The 19,943-nt window shown below is 63.7% G+C and carries 18 protein-coding genes and 2 pseudogenes; 10 read left to right on the top strand and 10 right to left on the bottom strand.

Annotated features, from left to right (window positions below; genetic code table 11):
- Positions 1-439 precede the first annotated feature (439 nt).
- From OU682_RS12005 to OU682_RS11995, 3 genes are read left to right on the top strand one after another with little or no spacing between them, the layout of a single operon-like run.
- A complete protein-coding gene (locus OU682_RS12005; protein WP_268942360.1) occupies positions 440-2,026 on the top strand; it encodes a flavin monoamine oxidase family protein in 1,587 nt (528 codons plus the stop codon).
- Positions 2,027-2,037: 11 nt separating this feature from the next.
- Positions 2,038-2,442 (top strand): c-type cytochrome, encoded by a 405-nt coding sequence (locus OU682_RS12000; RefSeq protein ID WP_268942359.1) that lies wholly within the window; start codon positions 2,038-2,040, stop codon positions 2,440-2,442.
- A 56-nt stretch (positions 2,443-2,498) separates the two neighbouring features.
- On the top strand, positions 2,499-2,990 hold the full coding sequence (locus tag OU682_RS11995; RefSeq protein WP_268942358.1) for a RidA family protein: 492 nt from the start codon (positions 2,499-2,501) through the stop codon (positions 2,988-2,990).
- A 241-nt stretch (positions 2,991-3,231) separates the two neighbouring features.
- On the opposite strand, the gene OU682_RS11990 is transcribed toward OU682_RS11995, so the two are convergent.
- The gene (locus tag OU682_RS11990; RefSeq protein ID WP_268942357.1) at positions 3,232-3,423 is read right to left on the bottom strand and encodes a hypothetical protein; all 192 of its coding nucleotides are present in this window, start codon (positions 3,421-3,423) and stop codon (positions 3,232-3,234) included.
- A gap of 137 nt (positions 3,424-3,560) precedes the next feature.
- Here OU682_RS11990 and OU682_RS11985 point away from each other — a divergent pair, with 137 nt between their 5' ends.
- A complete protein-coding gene (locus tag OU682_RS11985) occupies positions 3,561-5,147 on the top strand; it encodes an FAD/NAD(P)-binding protein (RefSeq protein ID WP_268942356.1) in 1,587 nt (528 codons plus the stop codon).
- A gap of 213 nt (positions 5,148-5,360) precedes the next feature.
- Here OU682_RS11985 and OU682_RS11980 read toward each other — a convergent pair whose 3' ends face one another.
- The 7 genes from OU682_RS11980 to OU682_RS11950 all read right to left on the bottom strand — a co-directional run bounded on the left by OU682_RS11980 (position 5,361) and on the right by OU682_RS11950 (position 13,196).
- Positions 5,361-6,647 carry an O-acetylhomoserine aminocarboxypropyltransferase/cysteine synthase family protein gene (locus OU682_RS11980; RefSeq protein WP_268942355.1) on the bottom strand — a complete coding sequence of 429 codons (1,287 nt, stop codon included), beginning with the start codon at positions 6,645-6,647 and terminating at the stop codon, positions 5,361-5,363.
- Between the two features lie 461 nt (positions 6,648-7,108).
- Positions 7,109-8,107, bottom strand: coding sequence for an ABC transporter ATP-binding protein (locus OU682_RS11975; RefSeq protein ID WP_268942354.1), 999 nt, complete (start codon positions 8,105-8,107; stop codon positions 7,109-7,111).
- A gap of 10 nt (positions 8,108-8,117) precedes the next feature.
- Complete coding sequence (locus OU682_RS11970) at positions 8,118-9,140, bottom strand: Gfo/Idh/MocA family protein (protein WP_268942353.1); 1,023 nt, start codon at positions 9,138-9,140, stop codon at positions 8,118-8,120.
- Positions 9,137-9,976, bottom strand: coding sequence for a carbohydrate ABC transporter permease (locus OU682_RS11965; RefSeq protein WP_268942352.1), 840 nt, complete (start codon positions 9,974-9,976; stop codon positions 9,137-9,139). The genes OU682_RS11970 and OU682_RS11965 overlap by 4 nt, the downstream gene beginning before the upstream one ends.
- Before the next feature lie 10 nt (positions 9,977-9,986).
- Positions 9,987-10,904: a carbohydrate ABC transporter permease gene (locus OU682_RS11960; protein ID WP_268942351.1), complete on the bottom strand. Its 918-nt coding sequence runs from the start codon at positions 10,902-10,904 to the stop codon at positions 9,987-9,989.
- A gap of 92 nt (positions 10,905-10,996) precedes the next feature.
- Complete coding sequence (locus tag OU682_RS11955; protein WP_268942350.1) at positions 10,997-12,253, bottom strand: ABC transporter substrate-binding protein; 1,257 nt, start codon at positions 12,251-12,253, stop codon at positions 10,997-10,999.
- Positions 12,254-12,308: 55 nt separating this feature from the next.
- Entirely contained in the window at positions 12,309-13,196 is an 888-nt protein-coding gene (locus OU682_RS11950) for an N-acetylmuramic acid 6-phosphate etherase (RefSeq protein WP_268942349.1), read from the bottom strand.
- 269 nt (positions 13,197-13,465) lie between these two features.
- Here OU682_RS11950 and OU682_RS11945 point away from each other — a divergent pair, with 269 nt between their 5' ends.
- The 5 genes and pseudogenes from OU682_RS11945 to OU682_RS11925 all read left to right on the top strand — a co-directional run bounded on the left by OU682_RS11945 (position 13,466) and on the right by OU682_RS11925 (position 16,902).
- Positions 13,466-14,239 carry a GntR family transcriptional regulator gene (locus OU682_RS11945; RefSeq protein WP_268942348.1) on the top strand — a complete coding sequence of 258 codons (774 nt, stop codon included), beginning with the start codon at positions 13,466-13,468 and terminating at the stop codon, positions 14,237-14,239.
- A complete protein-coding gene (locus OU682_RS11940) occupies positions 14,236-15,261 on the top strand; it encodes an SIS domain-containing protein (RefSeq protein ID WP_268942347.1) in 1,026 nt (341 codons plus the stop codon). Before OU682_RS11945 ends, OU682_RS11940 begins: the two co-directional genes overlap by 4 nt.
- A 217-nt stretch (positions 15,262-15,478) precedes the next feature.
- A pseudogene (locus OU682_RS11935) lies at positions 15,479-15,700 on the top strand (IS3 family transposase); the annotation flags it as partial.
- A 59-nt stretch (positions 15,701-15,759) separates the two neighbouring features.
- Positions 15,760-16,057, top strand: a pseudogene (locus OU682_RS11930) (transposase); the annotation flags it as partial.
- A gap of 353 nt (positions 16,058-16,410) precedes the next feature.
- Positions 16,411-16,902, top strand: a complete 492-nt coding sequence (locus OU682_RS11925) for a TetR-like C-terminal domain-containing protein (protein WP_268942393.1) — start codon at positions 16,411-16,413, stop codon at positions 16,900-16,902.
- Positions 16,903-16,944: 42 nt separating this feature from the next.
- Here OU682_RS11925 and OU682_RS11920 read toward each other — a convergent pair whose 3' ends face one another.
- Both OU682_RS11920 and OU682_RS11915 read right to left on the bottom strand, forming a co-directional pair.
- Positions 16,945-17,454, bottom strand: coding sequence for an AmiS/UreI family transporter (locus OU682_RS11920; protein WP_268942345.1), 510 nt, complete (start codon positions 17,452-17,454; stop codon positions 16,945-16,947).
- A gap of 391 nt (positions 17,455-17,845) precedes the next feature.
- Positions 17,846-18,298, bottom strand: a complete 453-nt coding sequence (locus tag OU682_RS11915) for a DUF2267 domain-containing protein (RefSeq protein ID WP_329609801.1) — start codon at positions 18,296-18,298, stop codon at positions 17,846-17,848.
- 330 nt (positions 18,299-18,628) lie between these two features.
- Here OU682_RS11915 and OU682_RS11910 point away from each other — a divergent pair, with 330 nt between their 5' ends.
- Positions 18,629-19,720, top strand: coding sequence for a S1C family serine protease (locus OU682_RS11910; protein ID WP_268942392.1), 1,092 nt, complete (start codon positions 18,629-18,631; stop codon positions 19,718-19,720).
- The last annotated feature ends 223 nt before the right edge of the window (positions 19,721-19,943 follow it).

Below are 19,943 nucleotides of genomic sequence, written 5' to 3'. Positions count from 1 at the left end.
TCGCCGGTGGCAGGTCCTTGTTCTACGTCAAACGTCGGTCCGATCCGGGTTCATCCCTTTGCCCTCATAGGAATGAAAGATCCGTGCAGGCGCGCGACGGGGCACCGGCTGGCGGCCCTGGCCGGTCGCGTGGGGCAGGATCGCCGTCTTCGCCGCAAGGGTGTGACGGCAACGATCAGGCCGACCAGCACCAGCACTTTGGCAAGACCGCTTCCGCCCACTGCGGCTTCGGACAGTCTGCCCCATGCCATGTCCTTGTTTGCACAATGCGCAAATCCAGAACAACCACCGGGCAACAAGGCTCAACCCATGGGCAGAGAACGTTTCCTGCCGTTGGCGTGATTGTCTGGCCGTTTACCTCGCCCCCGGCACGCGGAACGACGTGCTTGTCACGGATCGGCGGGATCAAGGCCCGCCCTGGGCGCAGCAAAGGAAAGTCATGTCGTTTAATTCGGAAGGAATGTCCCGCAGGTCGCTGCTGGGCATGATCGGCACAGTTGCCGGTGCAGCAGCCATGTACGGCGCCATGAGCACGATGGGCCTGGCGCAGCCCTCGGGCTGGAAGGGCCGGCTGAACCTGCAGGGGGATGCCAAGGGCACCTCGGTGCTGATCCTGGGCGGCGGCCTGGCGGGCATGACGGCGGCGTTCGAACTGCGCCATGCGGGGTATCAGGTGAAGATCCTGGAATACCGCGAAAAGGCGGGCGGGCGCTGCTGGACCCTGCGCGGCGGCGACACCTTCACCGAACTGGGCGGCTTCACCCAAACCGTCGAGTTCAGCGAGGGCAACTACATCAACCCCGGCCCTTGGCGGATTCCTTCGGACCACTTCGCGGTGCTGGATTACTGCAAGCGCTTCGGGGTCAAGCTGGAGCCCTTTATCCAGGTCAACTACAACGCCTATCTGCACAACACCGGGGCCTTCGACGGCAGGCCGCAGCGTTTCAAGGAAATCTCGACCGACTTCCGCGGCCATGTCGCCGAGCTTCTGTCCAAGGTGGTGGAACAGAAGGCGCTTGACGCCAACGTGACCGAACAGGACGCCGAACTGCTGATGGCGGCGCTGAAGCGTTACGGCGCGCTGGACGACAACCACCAGTATGTGAAAGGCGAGGCGTCCTCGGCCTTCCGTGGCTGGGCCAAGGCCGAGGGCGGCGGCGCCGGCGGCAAGCCCGAAACGTCCGAGCCGCACCCCCTGTCGGTGATCCTGCAGTCCAGCATGTGGCGCAATCTGACTGCGGGCGACAACCTGCACATGCAGTCGACGATCTTCCAGCCGGTCGGCGGCATGGACATGGTCGCCAAGGGGTTCGAGGCGCAGGTGGGCGACGTCATCACCTACAACGCCAAGGTGATCCGCATCCGCCACGAGGGCGACAAGGTCTCCGCCACCTGGATCCCCAGCACCGGCGAGGGCCCCGAGACGGTCGAGACCGCGGATTATTGCATCTGCACCATCCCCTTCTCGGTCTTGGGGCAGATCGACCACGACTTTTCCCCGCGCATGTCGGGGATCATCGACAGCATGTACTACGAATCCGCCTTCAAGGTCGGGCTGGAGTTCAAGCGCCGCTTCTGGGAACAGGACGAGCATATCTATGGCGGCATCAGCTATACCAACCTGCCGATCACGCTGATCTCCTATCCCTCGACCGGCTTCTTCAGCGACGGGCCGGGCGTGCTTCTGGGCGCCTATCCCTGGGGGGCCTATGCCTTCCAGTGGAACGCCCTGCCGGCCGAGGAGCGGGTGGCCAAGGCCGTCGAATACGGCAGCCAGATCCATCCCCAGTACAAGGACGAATTCCTGTCGGGCGTTGCTGTGGGCTGGCACCGGGTGCCCTGGGTGCTGGGCTGCTATGGGGAATGGAAGGACCGCAACGCCGACTACATGGATGCCACCGCGATGGACGGCCGCACGCTGATGGCGGGCGAGCATATCTCGTACCTGCCCGCCTGGATGGAGGGGGCGATCCTGTCCGCGCTTGATGCCGTCGAACGCCTGCACGCCACCGTCACCGCAGCCTGAGGAGCGACACGATGAAATTCATGCTTTATCCGCTGGCGATGATCGGCCTGACCGCGCTGCCGGCTCTGGCGCAGGACGCGCGCCCCGACACGGCCGGCTGGTTCGAGGATCCGTCGAAGCTGACCCAGACCGACGGCAAGGCGATCTATGACGCCCTTTGCGCGGCCTGCCACATGCCGGAAGGGCAGGGGGCCGTCGGCGCGGGCCTCTATCCCGCCCTGGCCGGAAACGAGAACCTGCTGGCGGCCGACTACCCGGTCCATGTCGTCACCCACGGCCAGAAGGCGATGCCGCCCCTGGGCGATCTTCTGGATGACGCGCAGGTCGCAGCCGTGGTGAACTATATCCGCACCAGCTTCGGCAACGGCTATGCCGAGGACCCCGCGACCGCCGAAAGCGTCGCCGCCGCGCGCTGAACCCCTGGGCCGGGCGTCCGCGCCCGCCCCTTTGAACCACAAGCAAGGACAAGACTATGACATTCCTGAAGACCGCCGCCGCCCTGACCGTGCTGCCCCTGACCGCACTGCCGGTCCTGGCCCAGGACGTCACCCGCCATCCGATCCCCAATTCGGATTTCCCGATCCTGCAGGCGGTCGAGGTGCCGGCGGGCAAGACCACCGTCTACCTCAGCGGCACGGTGCCTTCGGTCATCAACGAAGGCGCGGACAAGACCAGTGTCGAGGCCTATGGCACGACCGAGGAACAGACCGTTTCCGTCATGAACCGCATCAAGGCGCAGCTTGAAGGCATGGGCATATCGTTAGGCGACATCATCAAGATGCAGGCCTTCCTGGTCGCCCCGGAAGGCGAGGCGGTGGATTTCGACGGCTTCATGAAAGGTTATTCGCAGTTCTTCGGGACCGAGGAGCAGCCGAACCTGCCCGTCCGCTCGGCCATGGTGGTGGATGCGCTGGTCAATCCGGGCTGGCTGGTCGAACTGGAGGTGACGGCCGTGCGCCCCTGAGGCGTGGCGGACCGGGCGCGACAAGCGCCCGGCTCCTTTCCGCCTGCCATGCCGGCGCCCCACCGGGCAGCGGTCGGCGGCCCGCACCATCTTTTCCTCCAGCGGCTCACGGCGTCGCGTCCGCCGTCTGGTGCGCCCGAACGGCATCCGAGCCGTCACAGCCGCACATTCAAGCGCAGCACGGAGAACGGTCACGGCCGCAGCGGCCAGCGGCTGCATGGCCCTGGTGATCCTTGCCTTCCTAGCTACGCTTGTCGGTTCGGTCGTCTTGCTGCTCACGATTCAAGGCGGGGGTTGATGCGTCGCTGCGGGCGACATCCTTGCTCAACCTGGACTGCGCGTATTTCGCGACAGCAAGCCCTATCGGAATGACGACCGGCACGACCTTGTATGCGGTCCGTGCGAGCTTCACGAGCCTGAAGATGTTGGCCAAGGAAACCTCCTGAGAAATGAGAACCCGATATGGGTGCTGCCATCCTGTCCGCAAAGACAAAACATCGGTTGATCAGCGCCGGGCGCCGGAACCGGCCTGCCCGGGCCGCGTTCCGGCAAGCGCATTGAGAGATGATTATGTTGAAGAATATCGCCATTGTCGGCACTGGCCCTACGGGCATCTACTGCCTTCGGCAGCTTCTGGAAACGGGCCAGCCGCTGGCGGTCACGATGTTCGAGAAGGGCGAGAAAGCCGGCATCGGCATGCCCTATTCCCCCGAGAACTCCAGCAAGTCGATGCTCGCCAATATCGCGAGCATCGAGATCCCACCCGTTGTCCAGCCCTACTTGGACTGGCTGCAAGCCCAGCCTGCGGCACGCCTGGCCTCCTATGGGCTGGAAGCCGAGGACCTCGATGATCGCCAGTTCACGCCCCGCCTCCTGCTTGGAGAGTATTACCGCGACCAGCTCCTGACGCTCGCAGACGGGGCGCGGGCGGCCGGCCACCGCATCGACATCCATGAGAGCACCGAGGTGCTTGACATCGTCCCGCATCAAGAGGTTCTCCAGGTGAAGACGGCGGACGGGTGGCATGGCCCTTTTGCCCGCGTGATCCTGGCCACGGGACATGACTTCCCCGATGAGGACGAGGCCACCCGAAGCTACTTTCCAAGCCCGTGGTCCGGCCTCATCACGGCGGAAGTCCCGGCAGTGCCGGTCGGCATCATGGGCACGTCGCTCAGTTCGATTGACGCCGCCATGGCGGTTGTGAACCAGCACGGCCGGTTCCGAAGAAAGGGCGAAGACCTCCGCTTCGAGATTGCAGCCGACACGGATCTGCACATCACCTTGATGTCGCGGTCGGGCATCCTGCCCGAGGCAGACTTCTACTGCCCGATCCCCTACCAGCCGCTGACGGTCCTGACCGATGCAGCCGTGGCCGGCTGCGCTTCGGCCGCCAGTCCGCTGGACGCGGTGTTTGATCTTGTTCGCGCCGAGATTGTTCATGCTGATCCCGCCTACGCCCTGCGCAGCGGCCTGGCTGGCCTTGACGCCGACTCCTTCGCCGCGGCCTATTTCGCCGCCCGCCAGGCCGCCGATCCCTTCCGCTGGGCGCGCGAGAACCTTGACGAGGTCGAGCGCAACAAGGCGGACAAGGTTACCATCCCCTGGCGCTACGCCCTGCTGCGGATGCACGAGAAGGTCGAGGGCATTGTCTCGGAGATGCCGGACGCTGACCGCGAGAGGTTCGATGCGGGGCTCAAGAAGGTCTTCGTCGATAATTATGCCGCCGTGCCATCCGAATCCATCCGGCGGTTGCTTGCCCTGCGCGATGCCGGGATATTGTCGATCCTTCCGCTTGGCGAGGATTACGACCTCAAGCGCGAAGCATCCCGGACCGTGATCGAGACCGACACGGGACAGCATGTCTTCGAAGTATTCATTGATGCACGCGGTCAAAAGGCGCTGACCAGCAAGGACATGCCCTTCCCGACGCTACGCCAGGCCCTGCTGGCGGGCGGGCATGAAGTGCCCGAGGTGGCCGAGGATTACAGCCTGATCGGCGTGCCCGGGTATGAAGAACAGCTGTTGCTGGCATCCATCCCCTACCTGATGCACGACCGGCCATTCGTTCAGGGAATCACGGCCTGCTTCGACATCGCCGGCGCCATCGCGGCTGGCGCCGCAACGGGCCGGCGAAGAAGGCAAGCCGCGGTGGCCTGAACCCGGCCGGAAAGACGCGAGGGTGCGGCCTGTGCTTGGATGGCCAGATCGGTTGCCGGGCGCGGCCAGCGCCCTGCGGCCTTCAGGCTGGTGTCGTCCTCGCAAAGGCGTTTCGCAAAGAGCAACATCACGCGGGTCGCTTCGATGGGCCGCGCAGCCCGTTCACCGCATCTGCGCGACGCCTGCCGCGCAAATGCTTCCGGGCCTTCCGTCCTATCTGGAAGCCTCTGCAAGGGCCTGATCGAGATCGGCAATGATGTCACCGACATCCTCGATCCCGATCGAAAGCCGCACGACATCGGGGCCTGCACCTGCCGCGATCTTCTGGGCATCCGTCAGCTGGCTGTGTGTCGTGGAGGCCGAATGGATCACCAGGGACCGTGCGTCCCCCAGGTTCGCGACATGGCTGAACAGCTTCAGATTGTCGACGAACTTCACCGCCGCCTCGTAGCCGCCCTTGATCGAGAAGGTGAACAGCGCCCCGGTCCCCTTGGGATAGACCCGCCTTGCAGTGGCGTTCCATGGCGAGGAAGCCAGCCCCGCATAGGTGACGGAAGCCACGCGCGCATCTCCCTCCAGCCATTCGGCGACTTTCCGGGCGTTCTCGACATGCTTTGCCATGCGCAGGCCAAGTGTCTCAATCCCCATCAGCGTGTAATGCGCGGCTTGCGGGTTCATCGTCATGCCGAGATCGCGCAGCCCGATCGCGATCCCGTGGAAGGTGAAGGCAAGGCTGCCGAATGTCTCGTGGAACTTCAGGCCGTGATACGCGGGTTCCGGTTCGGACAGGCTCGGGAACTTGCCCGAGGCGGACCAGTCGAACTTGCCGCTGTCGACCACCACGCCGCCCGTCACGGTGCCGTTTCCGGTCATGTATTTGGTCAGGCTGTGAACGACAAGCGTCGCGCCCATCTCGATCGGCTTGCAGAGATACGGAGTGCCAAGCGTGTTGTCGACGATCAGCGGCAGACCTGCGGCATCGGCGATCCTGGCCACTTCGGGGATATCGGTGACATAGCCTCCCGGATTGCTGATCGACTCGCAGAAGATCGCGCGGGTGTCGTCATCGATGGCCGTGCGCAGCGCATCCAGATCGTCCAGATCCACGAATTTCACGCCCCATCCGAAGCGCTTGATGGTCTGGCTGAACTGCGTGATGGTTCCGCCATAAAGCCGGGTCGAGGCGACGATATTCTTGCCCGGCCCCATCAGCGGGAAAAGGGCCAGGATCTGCGCGGCGTGGCCGGAGGAGCAGCAGACCGCGCCTGCGCCGCCTTCCATCGCGGCGATCCGTGACTGCAGCGCGCTTACCGTCGGGTTGGTCAGGCGGGAGTAGATGTAACCGACCTCCTGCAAGCCGAAGAGCCGTGCGGCATGGGCCGCGTCTTTGAAGACATATGCCGTTGTCTGGTAGATGGGCACCTGCCGCGCGCCGGTAGCCGGATCGGGCTCGGCGCCCGCGTGAATGGCGGTGGTGTCAAAACCCCAGGTCTTGGTCATGATCTCTCCTCTTGATCAGCTGAGCCAGACAATCGAAGCGCCTGATCGCATGATGTCCTGCCAGTGCCGTTGTGGGCTATCACCCTCAGCGCGACAAGCATTTCCGCACCGGCGGGACGGACTTGGAAGGACAACATCGGGGACACGAGCCTTGAAGGAAGAAAGGATCTGATACCGTCGCGTTCGACGGCAGGAACATTTCCGCCCCTCGGCGCGGCAACGACGTTCTGCTCGGTGTCGCGCCGTCGCGTCCGTGGTCTGATTTCTCATCACCACGCAATCGGCCAGCGTCTGCCGGCACTGTTGCCCCTCAAATCTTTCGGGATAGGCCGTTGGCTTTCCTCGCACAGGGCAAAGAACATGATGGCTGCTGGCTTGTTCCGCCGTTCGCCAGCATGATGCAGACAGGCCATCCCATCGCTGGCGAGGACTGGCCCGAACGTCACCGCTAATCAGCACCGTCAGCGCAAGCGACGGCCGGCCTGATCGAAGTGGAACAATCGCGCCGGGTCGAAGGTGATGCCCAGTTCGCTGCCCACGGCGCGGTTGTGCTCGCCAAACAGCCTTGCGGTCAGAAGGCCGTGATCCTCGGTATGGACATAGACAAGGGTTTCGCCGCCCAGCCGTTCGACATGGCTGACCGTGCCGCTGATCGCGCCCGGGATGTCGCCAAGACGCAATTCCTCGGGTCGGATGCCCGCGCTGTGCGAGGACAGGCCCAAGGCGCCGGATTTCAGGAAGTTCATCTGCGGCGAGCCGATGAACCCTGCCACGAAGGTATTGTCAGGGTCGTTGTACAACTCCATCGGGGCGCCGATCTGTTCGACCTGGCCTGCCCGCAGCACCACGATCTTGTCGGCCAGCGTCATGGCCTCGATCTGGTCATGGGTGACATAGACCATGGTCGCGCCCAGTTCGCGGTGAAGCTTGGCGATCTCGATTCTGGTCTGGACGCGCAGCGCGGCGTCCAGGTTCGAAAGCGGCTCGTCGAACAGGAAAAGCTTCGGGCGTCGCACGATGGCCCGGCCGATCGCGACGCGCTGGCGCTGCCCGCCGGAAAGCTCGGCCGGGCGGCGATCCAGAAGCGCGTCCAGCAACAGCATGGCGGCGGCGCGTTCGGTCGCTGCGCGGATTTCGGCCCGGGGGCGGCCCGCCTGCTTCAGCGCCAGCCCCATGTTGTCGCGAACCGTCAGGTGCGGGTAAAGGGCATAGGACTGGAAGACCATGGCGATCTCGCGGCGGGCGGGCGGCACGTCGGTGATGTCGCGCCCGTCCAGAGCCACGGTGCCGCCGGTGACATCCTCCAGCCCGGCGATCATCCGCAGAAGCGTGGATTTTCCGCAGCCCGAGGGGCCGACGAAGACACAGAATTCGCCATCCGCCACCCCAAGGTCCACGCCCTTGATCACCTCGACAGGGCCGAAGTTCTTCGTCACGCCGGAAAGACTTAGCTGGCCCATTCCACGTCCCTTACAGTGTCACGATCCGGCCGGTCCGCACGCTTTGATCCGCCGCAAGGCAGATGGCCAGCGAGCGCACGGCATCCTGCATATGGCGCGCAAGATCCAGATCCTCGGCGATGGCGCGGGCCATGAAGGCCTGTTCCCGGTCGCAGAGCTCCTGATGCCCCGGCTCGTCGGCCATGGACAGATCCTCATGTCCCAGGCCCACGCGGTGCACCCGGAGGGTCGAGGTCCGGGTATGGGTGTCGATGTCGTCCGACCGCGCGCTTTCGGGCATGCGGATCGAGACCGCGCCCCGGGGGCTGACCACATCCTTCACGAAGAAGGCGGTATCCGACATCATCGGCCCCCATCCCGCCTCGTACCAACCAAGCGAGCCATCCGTGAACAGAACCTGGAAATGGCCATAGTTGTACATGTCGGGCGCGATGTCATCGGCCAGCCGCAGGCCCATGCCGCGCACCTCGACAGGGGCGGCGTCGGTGATCTGCAGCATCACATCGACATAATGCACGCCGCAATCGACGATGGGCGGCGTCGTCTGCATCAGCGCCTTGTGCACCTCCCAGGTCGGACCCGAGCTTTGCTGGTTGAGGTTCAGGCGAAAGACATAGGGTCCGCCAAGCGCCCGCGCCTCGGCAATCAGGCGCTGCCAGCTTGGGTGATGGCGCAGGATATAGCCCACCACCAGCTTGCGGCCCAGACGAATGGCGGCATCGACGACGCGCTGCGCATCGGCAACGGTGGTAGCAAGGGGCTTTTCGACAAAGACATGGGCACCCGCCTCCATCGCCGCCACGGCATAATCGGCGTGGCTGTCGGAATAGGTGGCGATGCAGACCAAGTCGGGCTTCGTGGCGGCCAGGGCTTCGGCGTAATCCTGGAAAAGGGAATAGCCTTCCAGTCCTGCCGCCAGGGGCCGCGGGCCGCGGTTCACCAGCCCGACGATCTGACAGTTCGGATCCTTGTGATAGGCGAGCGCGTGGCTCTGGCCCATGTTGCCAAGGCCTGCGACAAGGACGCGGATCATTTGACGGCTCCTGCGGTGATGCCCCGGATCAATTGCCGGGAAAAGATCAGGTAAAGGACCAGCACCGGCAGGATCGCAAGCGACAGCGCTGCCAGAACGGCGTTCCAGTTCGACACGAACTGGCCCAGAAAGACCTGGCTGCCCAGGGTGATGGTCTTTGTGGATTCGGATGGTGCAAGGATCAGCGGAAACCACAGGTCGTTCCAGATCGGGATCATCGTGAAGACCGCCACCGTCGCCATGGCGGGCCTGACCAACGGCAGCACCAGCCGAAAGAAGATGCGGTATTCCGACAGCCCGTCGATCCGTCCGGCATTCTTCAGGTCGTCCGAGACGGATCGCATGAATTCCGACAGGATAAACACTGCCAAGGGAAGGCCTTGCGCCGTATAGACCAGAACCAAGGCGGTCAGCGTATTCACCAGCCCCGTCGCCACCATCATCTGCAGGATCGCCACCGTGCCCAGGCGGATCGGGATCATGATGCCAAGCGCCAGGTAAAGCCCCATCAGGGTGTTGCCCCGGAAGCGGTATTCCGACAGCGCGAAGGCCGCCATCGCGCCGAACAGCAGGACGCAGAACAGGCTGAGGCAGGTCACCACAAGCGAGTTCTGGAAATAGGCGACGAAGTCGCCCTGATTGGCCACGGTCCGATATCCTACAAGGTCGAAGCTTTCAGGCCCCGGCAGCGCCAGGGGCTGCGTGAAGATCGCCTTCTTCGACTTGAAGCTGTTCACCACCGTCACGAAGACCGGGAACAGCGCGATCAGTGTCCAGACGATCAGCACCGCATGGGCGGCAATGGCGCGGCCGGGGGAGTGGCGGGTCTGGCTCATGGCTCTGCCCTCAGAACTGATAGCGGCGCAGCCGCGTCTGGATCAGGAAAAGATAGAGGCAGACGCCGACCAGGATGATACCGAACATTGCCGTGGCGATGGCCGCCCCCATATGCGGATCGCCAAGCTGCAACTGGAAGCCGAAAAAGGTGCGATAAAGAAAGGTGCCCAGGATATCGGTGGCGAAATTCGGCCCGGCCAGGGCGCCCTGGCTGACATAGATCAGGTCGAAGGCGTTGAAGTTGCCGACAAAGGTCAGGACCGAGATGATGCCGATGGCGGGCAGGATCAGTGGCAGCTTGATGCGCCAGAACTGCGACCAGCCGGTGATCCCGTCCATCTCGGCCGCTTCGATGATCTCATCCGGGATGGACAGCAGCGCGGCATAGATCAGCATCATCGGAATGCCGACGAACTGCCAGACAGAAATCAGCGCCAGCGTCGTCAGCGCATATTCCTCTTTTCCAAGCCAGGGGGCGAACAGGCTTTTCAGCCCGACCATGTCCAGCAGGTCCGGCGCGATCCCCCAGAGCGGCGAAAGGATCAGCTTCCAGATGAAGCCCACGACGACAAAGCTGAGGATGGTCGGGATGAAGATGGCGGTGCGGTAGAAGGCCGAAAAACGAAGCCTGGGCAAGGACAGAAGCGCGGCCAGCAGGATGCCGATCGGGTTCTGCACCAGCATGTGGACGGCAAAGAACCACAGGTTGTTGCCAAGAGCATTCCAGAACGCCGCTGACCAGCGGGGATCGCCGAACAGGGTGCGAAAATTCTGCAGGCCCACGAAGCCCGTTCCGCCGTCGGTCCTTGTGAACAGCGACAGGTTCAGCGTGCTGAACAGGGGCAGGATCATGATCGCGCTGTAGACCAGAACCGCCGGTGCCAGAAACACGGCGATGTGCCAGCGGACGGGCCGTTTCTTCGCCATGATCGCACCCCTTGAAAGCAAACATTCTCTGCGGAAAAAGGCCGGGACCTCAGCCCCGGCCTTCCGAAGTGCGGAAAGCCCGATCTTGCGGCTTACTGCGCCTTCTGCGGTTCATACCAGGAGGCCAGCCCTTCCTGCAGGCGCTTGGCCGCGTCTTCCGGCGTCTCGGCGCCCCGGACCACGTTGGCCGAAGCGTTCCAGGTTTCGTTTTCCAGGTTCGGCGTGCCGCGCGACAGGATCTGGTAGGTGGACCGGATCGTCGGCTGGCACTTCTCGCGCCACGAGACGAATTCCTTGGCCAGCGGATCTTCCATCTCGACCGCGGTCGAATTCAGAGAGAAGAAGCCCGGCAGCGCGTTGGCATAAAGCGTGGCGAATTCCGGCGAGCCGACCCATTCAAGGAACTTCTTTGCTTCCTCGGGGTGGCCGGTCTTGGCGTTCATGCCAAGCGCGATGTCGGTGTGGTCCGAGATATAGCACTCGTCCCCTGCCTTCGGCACAGGCGGCGGGAAGGCGCCCATGGTGAAGGAAACCTGCGGGTTGAACACCCCGATTTCCCACGAACCCGTCGGATAGATCGCGGCGCGGCCCAGGGTGAACAGGTTCTGGCTGTCAGGATAGGTCTGCGCCTCGAAGCCGTCGCCCAGGTAATCCTTCCACTTCGCCAACTGGACGAAAGGCGCGACCCAGGGCTCGTCGGTCAGCTTCTGCGTGCCCTCGATCAGCGCCTTGCGGCCTTCCTCGCCCTTCCAATAGTTCGGGCCGATGTTCTGATAGCCCATGGTCGCGGCTTCCCACTGGTCCTGGGTGCCCATGGCCATCGGAATATAGGTCCCGTCCTCCTTGATCTTGTCCAGAACGGCGAAGAATTCCTCCTCGGTCGTCGGCGGCTCGATCCCGAGTTCCGCAAAGGCATCCGCATTATAGAGGAAACCGTGGATCACCGAAGCCATCGGCACGCAGAACGTGGCTGCGCCGTCGTCGGTCTGCCATGCGGACTTCGCCACATCCGAGAAATTCGCCATGGACGCAAGCGAGGTCAGATCGGCAAGCTGGCCCTTGTTGTAAAGCTCCAGCGAGGCGTCAAAGGGGCGGCAGGTGATCAGGTCGCCCGCCGAACCTGCGTCCAGCTTGGAATTCAGTACGGCATTGTAATCGGCCGGGGCACTGGGGGAAAAGGCCACCTTGATGCCGGGATTGGCCGCTTCGAACGCCGGGATCAGCGTTTCCTGCCAGATGGTGATGTCATCGTTGCGCCAGCTTTCGATGGTCAGCGTGACATCCTCGGCCCAAGCGGCTCCGCCCAGCACCGTGCCTGCCAGAAGGGCCGTTCCGAGGGTCTTTTTCATCGTCATCTCCCTGTGAAGGACACTGTCGCGCCCGTTGACTATGGTTCCGTCGCGGTCAGGCTTTCTGCAGCAGGGGCGCCAGATGGCCGCCGCTTTGCCGCAGCGCCTGTTCCGCATCATGCGGCGTGCGACCCTGCGCCACCAGGATCGCCCGTTTCACCCCGCCTTCGGACCGCGCCAGGGCGGCCCTGGCCGTGTCTTCATCGACGCGGGCCACGCCCGCCACGATCCGTGCGGCACGGCCGACCAGCTTGGCGTTGTCGGCCTGCACATTGACCATGTAGCCGTCATGCACATGCCCAAGCGCGATGCCCACCAGCACCGACACAAGGTTCAGCGCAGCCTTTTGCGCCGTTGCCGCGCCGAGCCGCGTCGAGCCCGCCACCAGTTCTGCCGCAGTCGCCAGATGCATCGCGATGTCCGCCTGCTGCAAAAGCGGCGAGGGGGCCACATTGGCCAGGCCGACCACGGTGACACCAACGGCCTTGGCGGCGTCCGCCACCGCTAAGGAATAGGGTGTGCTGCCTGATGCCGAGACGACGATCAGCACATCGCCGTTGGACAGACCGCTGCGCCGGAAATCCTCGGCCCCGGCAGATGTGTCATCCTCGACATCGCCAGGCATGTGCGAAAGCGCAGACAGGCCGCCGGCGAAAAGGATGGGTGTGCGGTCGGGGGGGATGCCGAAGGTGCCGGCCAGTTCCAGCGCGTCGGCAAGAGCCATCAGGCCCGAGCTTCCCGCCCCGGCATATCCCAGCCTGCCGCCCCGCCGCAGGGCCGCCGCAGCGACTTCGGCTGCCGCCTCGATCGCGGGAAAGGCTGCGGAAAGGCTCTGGATGGCATCGCTCTGCGCCTGCACGAAAAGCGCGCCGATCTGGGCTGCGGGTCGCAGATGCAGCCCGTCGGCCTGAGGATGGCGCTGTTCGGTAGGACGAGAGTCCATGTGATTCCTCCTCTGGCCAGAGGATGCCAAACCAATACCTTCTGTAAAGTCTCTTGTCTGAAGATTGCTTAAAGGTGGCGTTTGTTCGGTTTGGCAAGATTTCACCTTCCGATTGGCATTGCGCTGGTATTATTGTGGCGGCAGGAGAATCTCATGTCGCTTTATCTGAGCTCTGGCGAGGGTGGCACGGGGTGGCGCGCAGCCCTGGGTCTTGCCGGATCCTCGCTCGACCGGGCCGTCGCGCTTGCCCTTGATCTGGCGCAGGCGTCATGACGCAGGATCCGTTCAGCCCCGAGGGTTTCGAGGAGACTGGCCGAGGCCCGCTTTATCTGCAGTTGCAGCGCCGCATCGCGGATGCCATCGCCTCGGGCCAGCTACGCCCCGGCGACAGCCTGCCGCCGGAACGCGAGATGGCAAGCCTGACCGGCCTGTCGCGGGTGACGGTGCGCAGGGGCGTGCAGGAACTCGTAGCCTCGGGGCAACTTGTGCAGCGGCGCGGATCGGGGACGTTCGTCGCGCGAAAGATGGAAAGGCTGGAACAGGCACTTTCGTTGCTGACCTCGTTCACCGAGGACATGGCCCGGCGCGGCCGTTCGGTCGAAAGCCGCTGGCTCCGGCGCGGGCTTTTCGCGCCCACCCCCGAGGAAATGATGGCCCTCGGTCTTGGCTCCGTCGACCGGGTGGCGCGTCTGGAAAGGGTGCGCCTTTCCGACGGGGTTCCCTTGGCCATCGAGCGCGCATCTCTCTTGCAGCAGGTCCTGCCCCAGCCCGAAGCAGTGGAAGACTCGCTGTATGAAGTTCTCGAGGAGCGGGGCTTGCGGCCCGTGAGGGCCGTACAACGCATTTCCGCCACCAATCTGGGCGAGGAGGATGCAGGCTTCCTGCATGTCACGCCGGGGGTGGCCGGACTGAGGATGGAGCGCATTTCCTACCTGCCCTCCGGGCAGGTGATCGAGTTTACCAGGTCGCTTTATCGCGGTGACGCCTATGATTTCGCAGTGGAGCTGAAATCGGCCGCCGCCACGGACGGGAGGCCCGCATGACCCAAAGCCATATGGCGCGAGAAGTCGCCGAAATTCCCGAAGCTGCACGCCGCTTCCTGGACGGCAGCCGGGACGCCGTGCGGGCGGCAGCGGCGGCGATGCGCGAAAGGCGGCCCGTCGTGGTGACGACCGTCGCGCGCGGTTCCTCCGATCATGCGGCCACTTACCTGAAATATGCCATCGAACTGGAACTGGGCCTTCCTGTCGCCTCGCTCGGGCCCTCGATCGCCTCGATCTATCGGCGTTCGATGTATCTGGCGCAGGCGACCTGCATCGGCATTTCGCAATCGGGCCGCAGCCCCGACATCGTCGAGATGGTTCGCAGCGCCGACCAGGGGGGCGCGCTGTCGATCGCCATCAGCAATGCCCCCGACAGCCCCTTGGCCGAGGCTTCGGCCCATTCGCTGCCGCTGCTGGCCGGTATCGAGCAAAGCGTGGCCGCCACCAAGACCTTCGTCACCAGCGTGCTGGCAGGCCTGGCGCTGCTGGGCGAATGGGGTCAAAACGCAACTCTTTGCCGTGCCGTGGCAGAGTTGCCCGAGGCTTTCGCCAAGGCGCTGGAGTGCGATTGGTCACCCCTTTCGGAACGCCTGTCGCGGGCCAGTTCGGCCTATGTCCTGGGTCGTGGCCCCACCTTGGCCATCGCCAACGAGGCCGCGCTCAAGCTGAAGGAAACCTCGGGGCTCCATGCCGAAAGCTTCAGCGCGGCCGAGGTCCTGCATGGGCCGGCAGCCATCGTGCTGCCCGGCTTTCCGGTGCTGGCCCTGGGCGTTGCGGATGCTGCCCTGCCGCAGCTTGTAGCCACGGCTGAACGCCTGGCCGGGCAGGGGGCCGATGTCTTCCTGACCGGGGCCGAGGCCAAGGGCGCAGTGACGCTGCCTTCCGTGCCGGACCTGCACCCGATTGTTGCGCCCCTGGTGCTTGCGGTTTCGTTCTATGCCTGCGTCGAAGGATTGGCGCGGCGGCGCGGCTTTGATCCCGATGTGCCTCCGCATCTGCGGAAGGTGACGGAAACCATCTAGCGGGCCGCGCCCTTCAAGCTGTTCTGGCCTTGCGCGAATTTTCGGCGCAGAGGAGTTCCTGACCCGTGGCTGTCGTGGTCGGTGGCGGATTGCGGCCTTGCTGCCATTGCGGGCCAGATGTTGAGCGATTCACGCGGCTCCTGAGCGAAAGAGATGGACCTGCCGCAGTTTGGTGCCGCTCCTTTGACAGCATACTGTGCGGCAAAGGAGATAGATCATGGGCACAAGCAGGACGGATGGATTTCGCAAGGATGCTGTGCGAATTGCGCTAAGGAGCGAGCTATCGCGGTGTCCGGTCGCGGGGGACTTGGGGATCGGCATGTCGATCCTGAACAGGCGGGCGAACACGCACCGCGACACGGGTGTGGCATTCGCCGATGATCGCGAGCTTGCACGCGAGAACGAGTGGCTTCGGCGCGAGATCCGCATCTTCAAGGATTTGAGCCGGACCAGAAAACGGCCCGGTGGACTGTTTTTCCGACGAACAAGATCATCTAGCTTTATGCCACCGGGCTGGCGGCGCGCGACATCCGGGTCCATTTGCTTGACCTTCATCGCCTGAAGGTCGCGCCTGCCCTGGTCAGCCGTGTCCCCGACGCCGTTCTGGAGGAGGTTCGGGAATGGCAGAACCGGGCCTTGGACCGGACGTATTCGATCCGTCGTCCAGAAAACGGAGCCCCACCCCGTTTTCTGATCCTCCTCCATCTTCGACGCCTTGCGGATAAAGGTCCGGGATGCCGACAGCCGCACGGTCAAGAACAAGGCCGTCCATGTGGCCCTTGGTGTCGCCCACGACGATTTGCAGCCCGCGATCAGCTGGCCATGATGTTCGGCAATCGCTTCGGCGCTAAACCGCATGGACCGGGCCAGATACACAAAGATCAGGACATTCCAATTTTCATCGTCTTTTTCTCGTTTCGGCATTAGCTTACATAAAATAGCAAAACGTCCACAAAACCTCCCTTGAGTCTTATGCCTGTCACCCTTCAGCCTGGCCAACATCTGCTCTCGGCCGCCATTGCCGCAGCCAGCCGCATCGCGGCAGAAACGGGCGAGCTGCCGCGTTTGAAAGTCGTGGCCAAGGCACTTGGCGTCGAGAAGGAAGCGCTGAAAACGGTCATCTTCGACCGGGATCATCTTCTGGTGGTCATGGCCGATGTGGCCTTGCAACGATTGCTGCACACGATCACGTGCGAGATTGCCTTCTGTTCCTCGCCGGTCGACCAGCTGGAGGCGATCGCTGTCGCTTATGTCGACTGGGCCTGCCTCTACCCCCAGGAGTTCCGGCTTGTCGGAGAGATGCCTGCCAGCCTGTTCGAAGCTCATCCGCGCCTGCTGCAATATGAGCAATCGGTCCATGATCTCGTCCTGAAGATCCTGCAGCGTGCGCAGCACGATGGCTATCTGGATCCGGATGAGGACCTGGTCATGCTGCGGGCGATGAGCCACACCTATCTCTACGGCGTCATCACCAAGATGATGCTCGGCGATCTGGCCCGCTGGACGCCCGGCATCAGCGATCAGGACGCCGCGCGGACCGCGGTGCGCCTGTTCAACAGAAAACTGTTCAAGCCCGGAGACTTCTCCTCCGTTGCCAGACGGGCAGGGGCAGGGTCTCGTCCGCGCCTCAGACCTGTATGACCGCGCGTTCGCTGATCCGGGCGAAGGGTGATCGGCGTGCTTTCACGCAACGCCGTACAGCAACGCCAGGGCAGGCAGCCAGGCGGTAAGGATACCGCTTGCCAGGGTGGCGACAGCAGTTTCGCGGCCAAGCGGCAGCCTGAGCGCGAGAAGCAGGAAGTACAAGAACCATAGCGCGGACCAGCAGGCCCAAGACACACCCAGCCACATCGCCATTCCATCACCGGCGTGCCGCAGGGCGCCCACAGCTTCGGGCAGAACCGAAATGGACACGAGCAGGCTGAACCATCCCAGCCCGCGGCCGTCCGAACCCGTCAGGCGGTTTACGCCGACCCAAAGATAGGTGATGCTGAACAACAGCGTCAGCGCTGCGGTCTTGACGGCTGCCGGCGTGTCTGCCCCGAACATGACCAGCAGCGCCACGGCGCCAGTAATGAACGCCGCGGCAAGATTGATGACCACGATCTCACCTTCCGAGATGCGGTTCATCATCCACAGCCCGTTGAGTGTCAGGACGGCGCCGACAAAAAGAAGCGAAAGCGGAAGAAGCATCAGGCGCTTTCGATCGCCAAGTTGCAGACCGAACGTGCAGTCCAGAACGTTACTGACATGGGCATGGCATCCTACTCCCGGATGCCCTCGCCTACGGCAAAGCACAGGAGAGATTTATGCAGAAATTCTCCATGATGAATGTGGCGCCCGTATAAAGTCTCAGGGACATGCGGCGGCTGCTCTCATGCAAAGTGGTTTGACGATGATGGGGGAACCGGAGTCCCGCCAACCGACCTCTACTGACACAACGCGCGGAAAGCGGCCCGACGGAGGCGCGGCACGAGTTGCAGGACATCCTGCGGGGGCGGCCGTTCGTCGCCGGTTAGAAGTGCCGCATCATCGGCGCGCGGGCACCTGGCTTACAGTCCTTGGTAATGCCCGCTACGGCGGCCTAGAATATCCTCGGCTCGATTTCGCGAGGGTCGGTAACATCCACATGCCAGAACTGCACCGCACCTTCGGGTAAACTCGCCAGGATCCGCTCCAGGTCGGCCTTGTTCATGTAGCGACGCAGGGACCAAGCGGTCGCCTCGATGGCATTGTCTGGCGTGAGATTGTGGTTCTGCCTGACCTTCTTCACCTCTCGCACCAGGGCTTCTCGCTCTACGAAAGGCAAAGGGCGGGTTTGAACCTGCCATCCGGCAACAAAGATCGCGCGCGGGACCGCGGGCAGGACCGATGCGAAATCCAGCCCTTGCTGGGCGGTGAGCCGCCGCCGAAAGACCTGCAACACCCCATCCATCGCGGTATACGCCGAATTCTCGGAGGTGAGGTCCATGCGATCCCGTAGATCATCCAGTATCGCTCGCCATTCCTTTGACGCATGACGGTAGGTCCAAGGCATCGGCATGGTTGTCGCCTATTTTCTGTCGGGTCGGACATCATGCGACCCTAGCTCACGGCGGCTGCTTTGTCCCACAAGGCAGACGCGGCCTGGGCGCCTGACCCGCCAGCATCATCAGGAGAGAGACGGCCATGTGCGAAGACGGGTTTCGATCCGCCCCTGCGGATCACCCGGGTGACAGCAAACGGCACCGGCGGTTTCGACCTGGTGAGGGAACGCACCATATCGGAAATACGTCTCGTCAGAAGCCGACCATGGTGGACCGAGAAGACCCCTGCACTCGTCAAGAGGACGCGATAGATGATGAGAGATGGATTTCTGCCAAGGCTCATGCTCGTGACCCTTGCTGCGATCCTGGTCGCCCTGGTCTGGCGCGGCGTTCCCCTGCTGGAACTGGCCCTGCGGGAGCCCACGGGGCAGCCGAGGGTCGTCGTGCCTCGCGGCGACCTGGCGCCGGCCGAGCAGACAACCATCGCCATCTTCGAGAAAGCCAAGAACAGTGTCGTCTCGATCACCACCGAAAGCCGCGTGGTCGATTTCTGGACCCGCAACGCTTATGACGTTCCGCGCGGCAGCGGCTCGGGGTTCATCTGGAATGCGCAAGGCCATGTGGTGACCAACAACCACGTCATCGAGGGCGCAACCGGAGCAATGGTGCGGCTTGCCGACGGCCGCGCTTATCCCGCCCGCCTTGTGGGGGCGGCGCCCGAACATGACCTGGCGGTGCTTCACATCGAGGCGGGGTCCGAGCAGCCCCTGCCGCTGGCCGTCGGGATCAGCGAGCACCTGCAGGTCGGCCAAGGCGTCTTCGCCATCGGCAATCCCTTCGGTCTCGACTGGTCGCTGACCACGGGGATCGTCTCTGCCCTGGATCGGGAGCTTCCCGGCGAGCGCGGCGCGATGATCCGCGGCCTGATCCAGACCGACGCCGCCATCAACCCCGGTAATTCCGGGGGGCCGCTTCTGGACAGCGCCGGGCGGCTGATCGGCGTCAACACCGCTATCTACAGCCCTTCGGGGTCGAGTGCCGGGATCGGCTTCGCTGTTCCGGTGGACACGGTGAACAGGGTCGTGCCGCAGTTGATCGCCACGGGCCGTTATGCGCCGCCCGTGCTGGGCGTCGCGCATGATCCGCGCGGCGATGCCCTGCTGGCGCGCGCCGGAATGACGGGGGTGATGGTTCTGGATGTCACGCCAGGCAGCCCCGCGGATGCAGCAGGCCTCAGGCCGGCAAGGATCACGCGCGACGGACGGTTGAGCCTGGGCGACGTGATCGTCTCCCTTGACGGTGCCGCGGTGAAAAAGTCCGAAGACCTGCGGGCTGCCCTCGACATGCGGCAGGCAGGTGACGCAATCAAACTGGGAATCATGCGAAACGAACGCAGGATCGAGGTCGAGGTGACCTTGGCTGCCGGGCAGTGACGATGCGCCAGGCGTGGACATTCAAGAGTGCTTGCCGCAGCCCTGCCACTTGCTCTTTTTCCCGCTTCGATCCACAAGCGAACATTCGCGAAACGCTGGACCATTTCTTGTGTCTGACCGCTCCGCGTATCTGATGCGAACATGATCTGCCGGTGTGCCGAGCGGCAGTACGGCGCAATGCCATCCCTGACCGTTGGCTCAGGGCCGCTGTCCACGCTGCACT

Origin of the sequence: Paracoccus benzoatiresistens (assembly GCF_026913015.1) — a bacterium.
GTDB classification, from domain to species: domain Bacteria; phylum Pseudomonadota; class Alphaproteobacteria; order Rhodobacterales; family Rhodobacteraceae; genus Paracoccus; species Paracoccus benzoatiresistens.
This window is presented reverse-complemented; position numbering and strand designations above follow the sequence as displayed.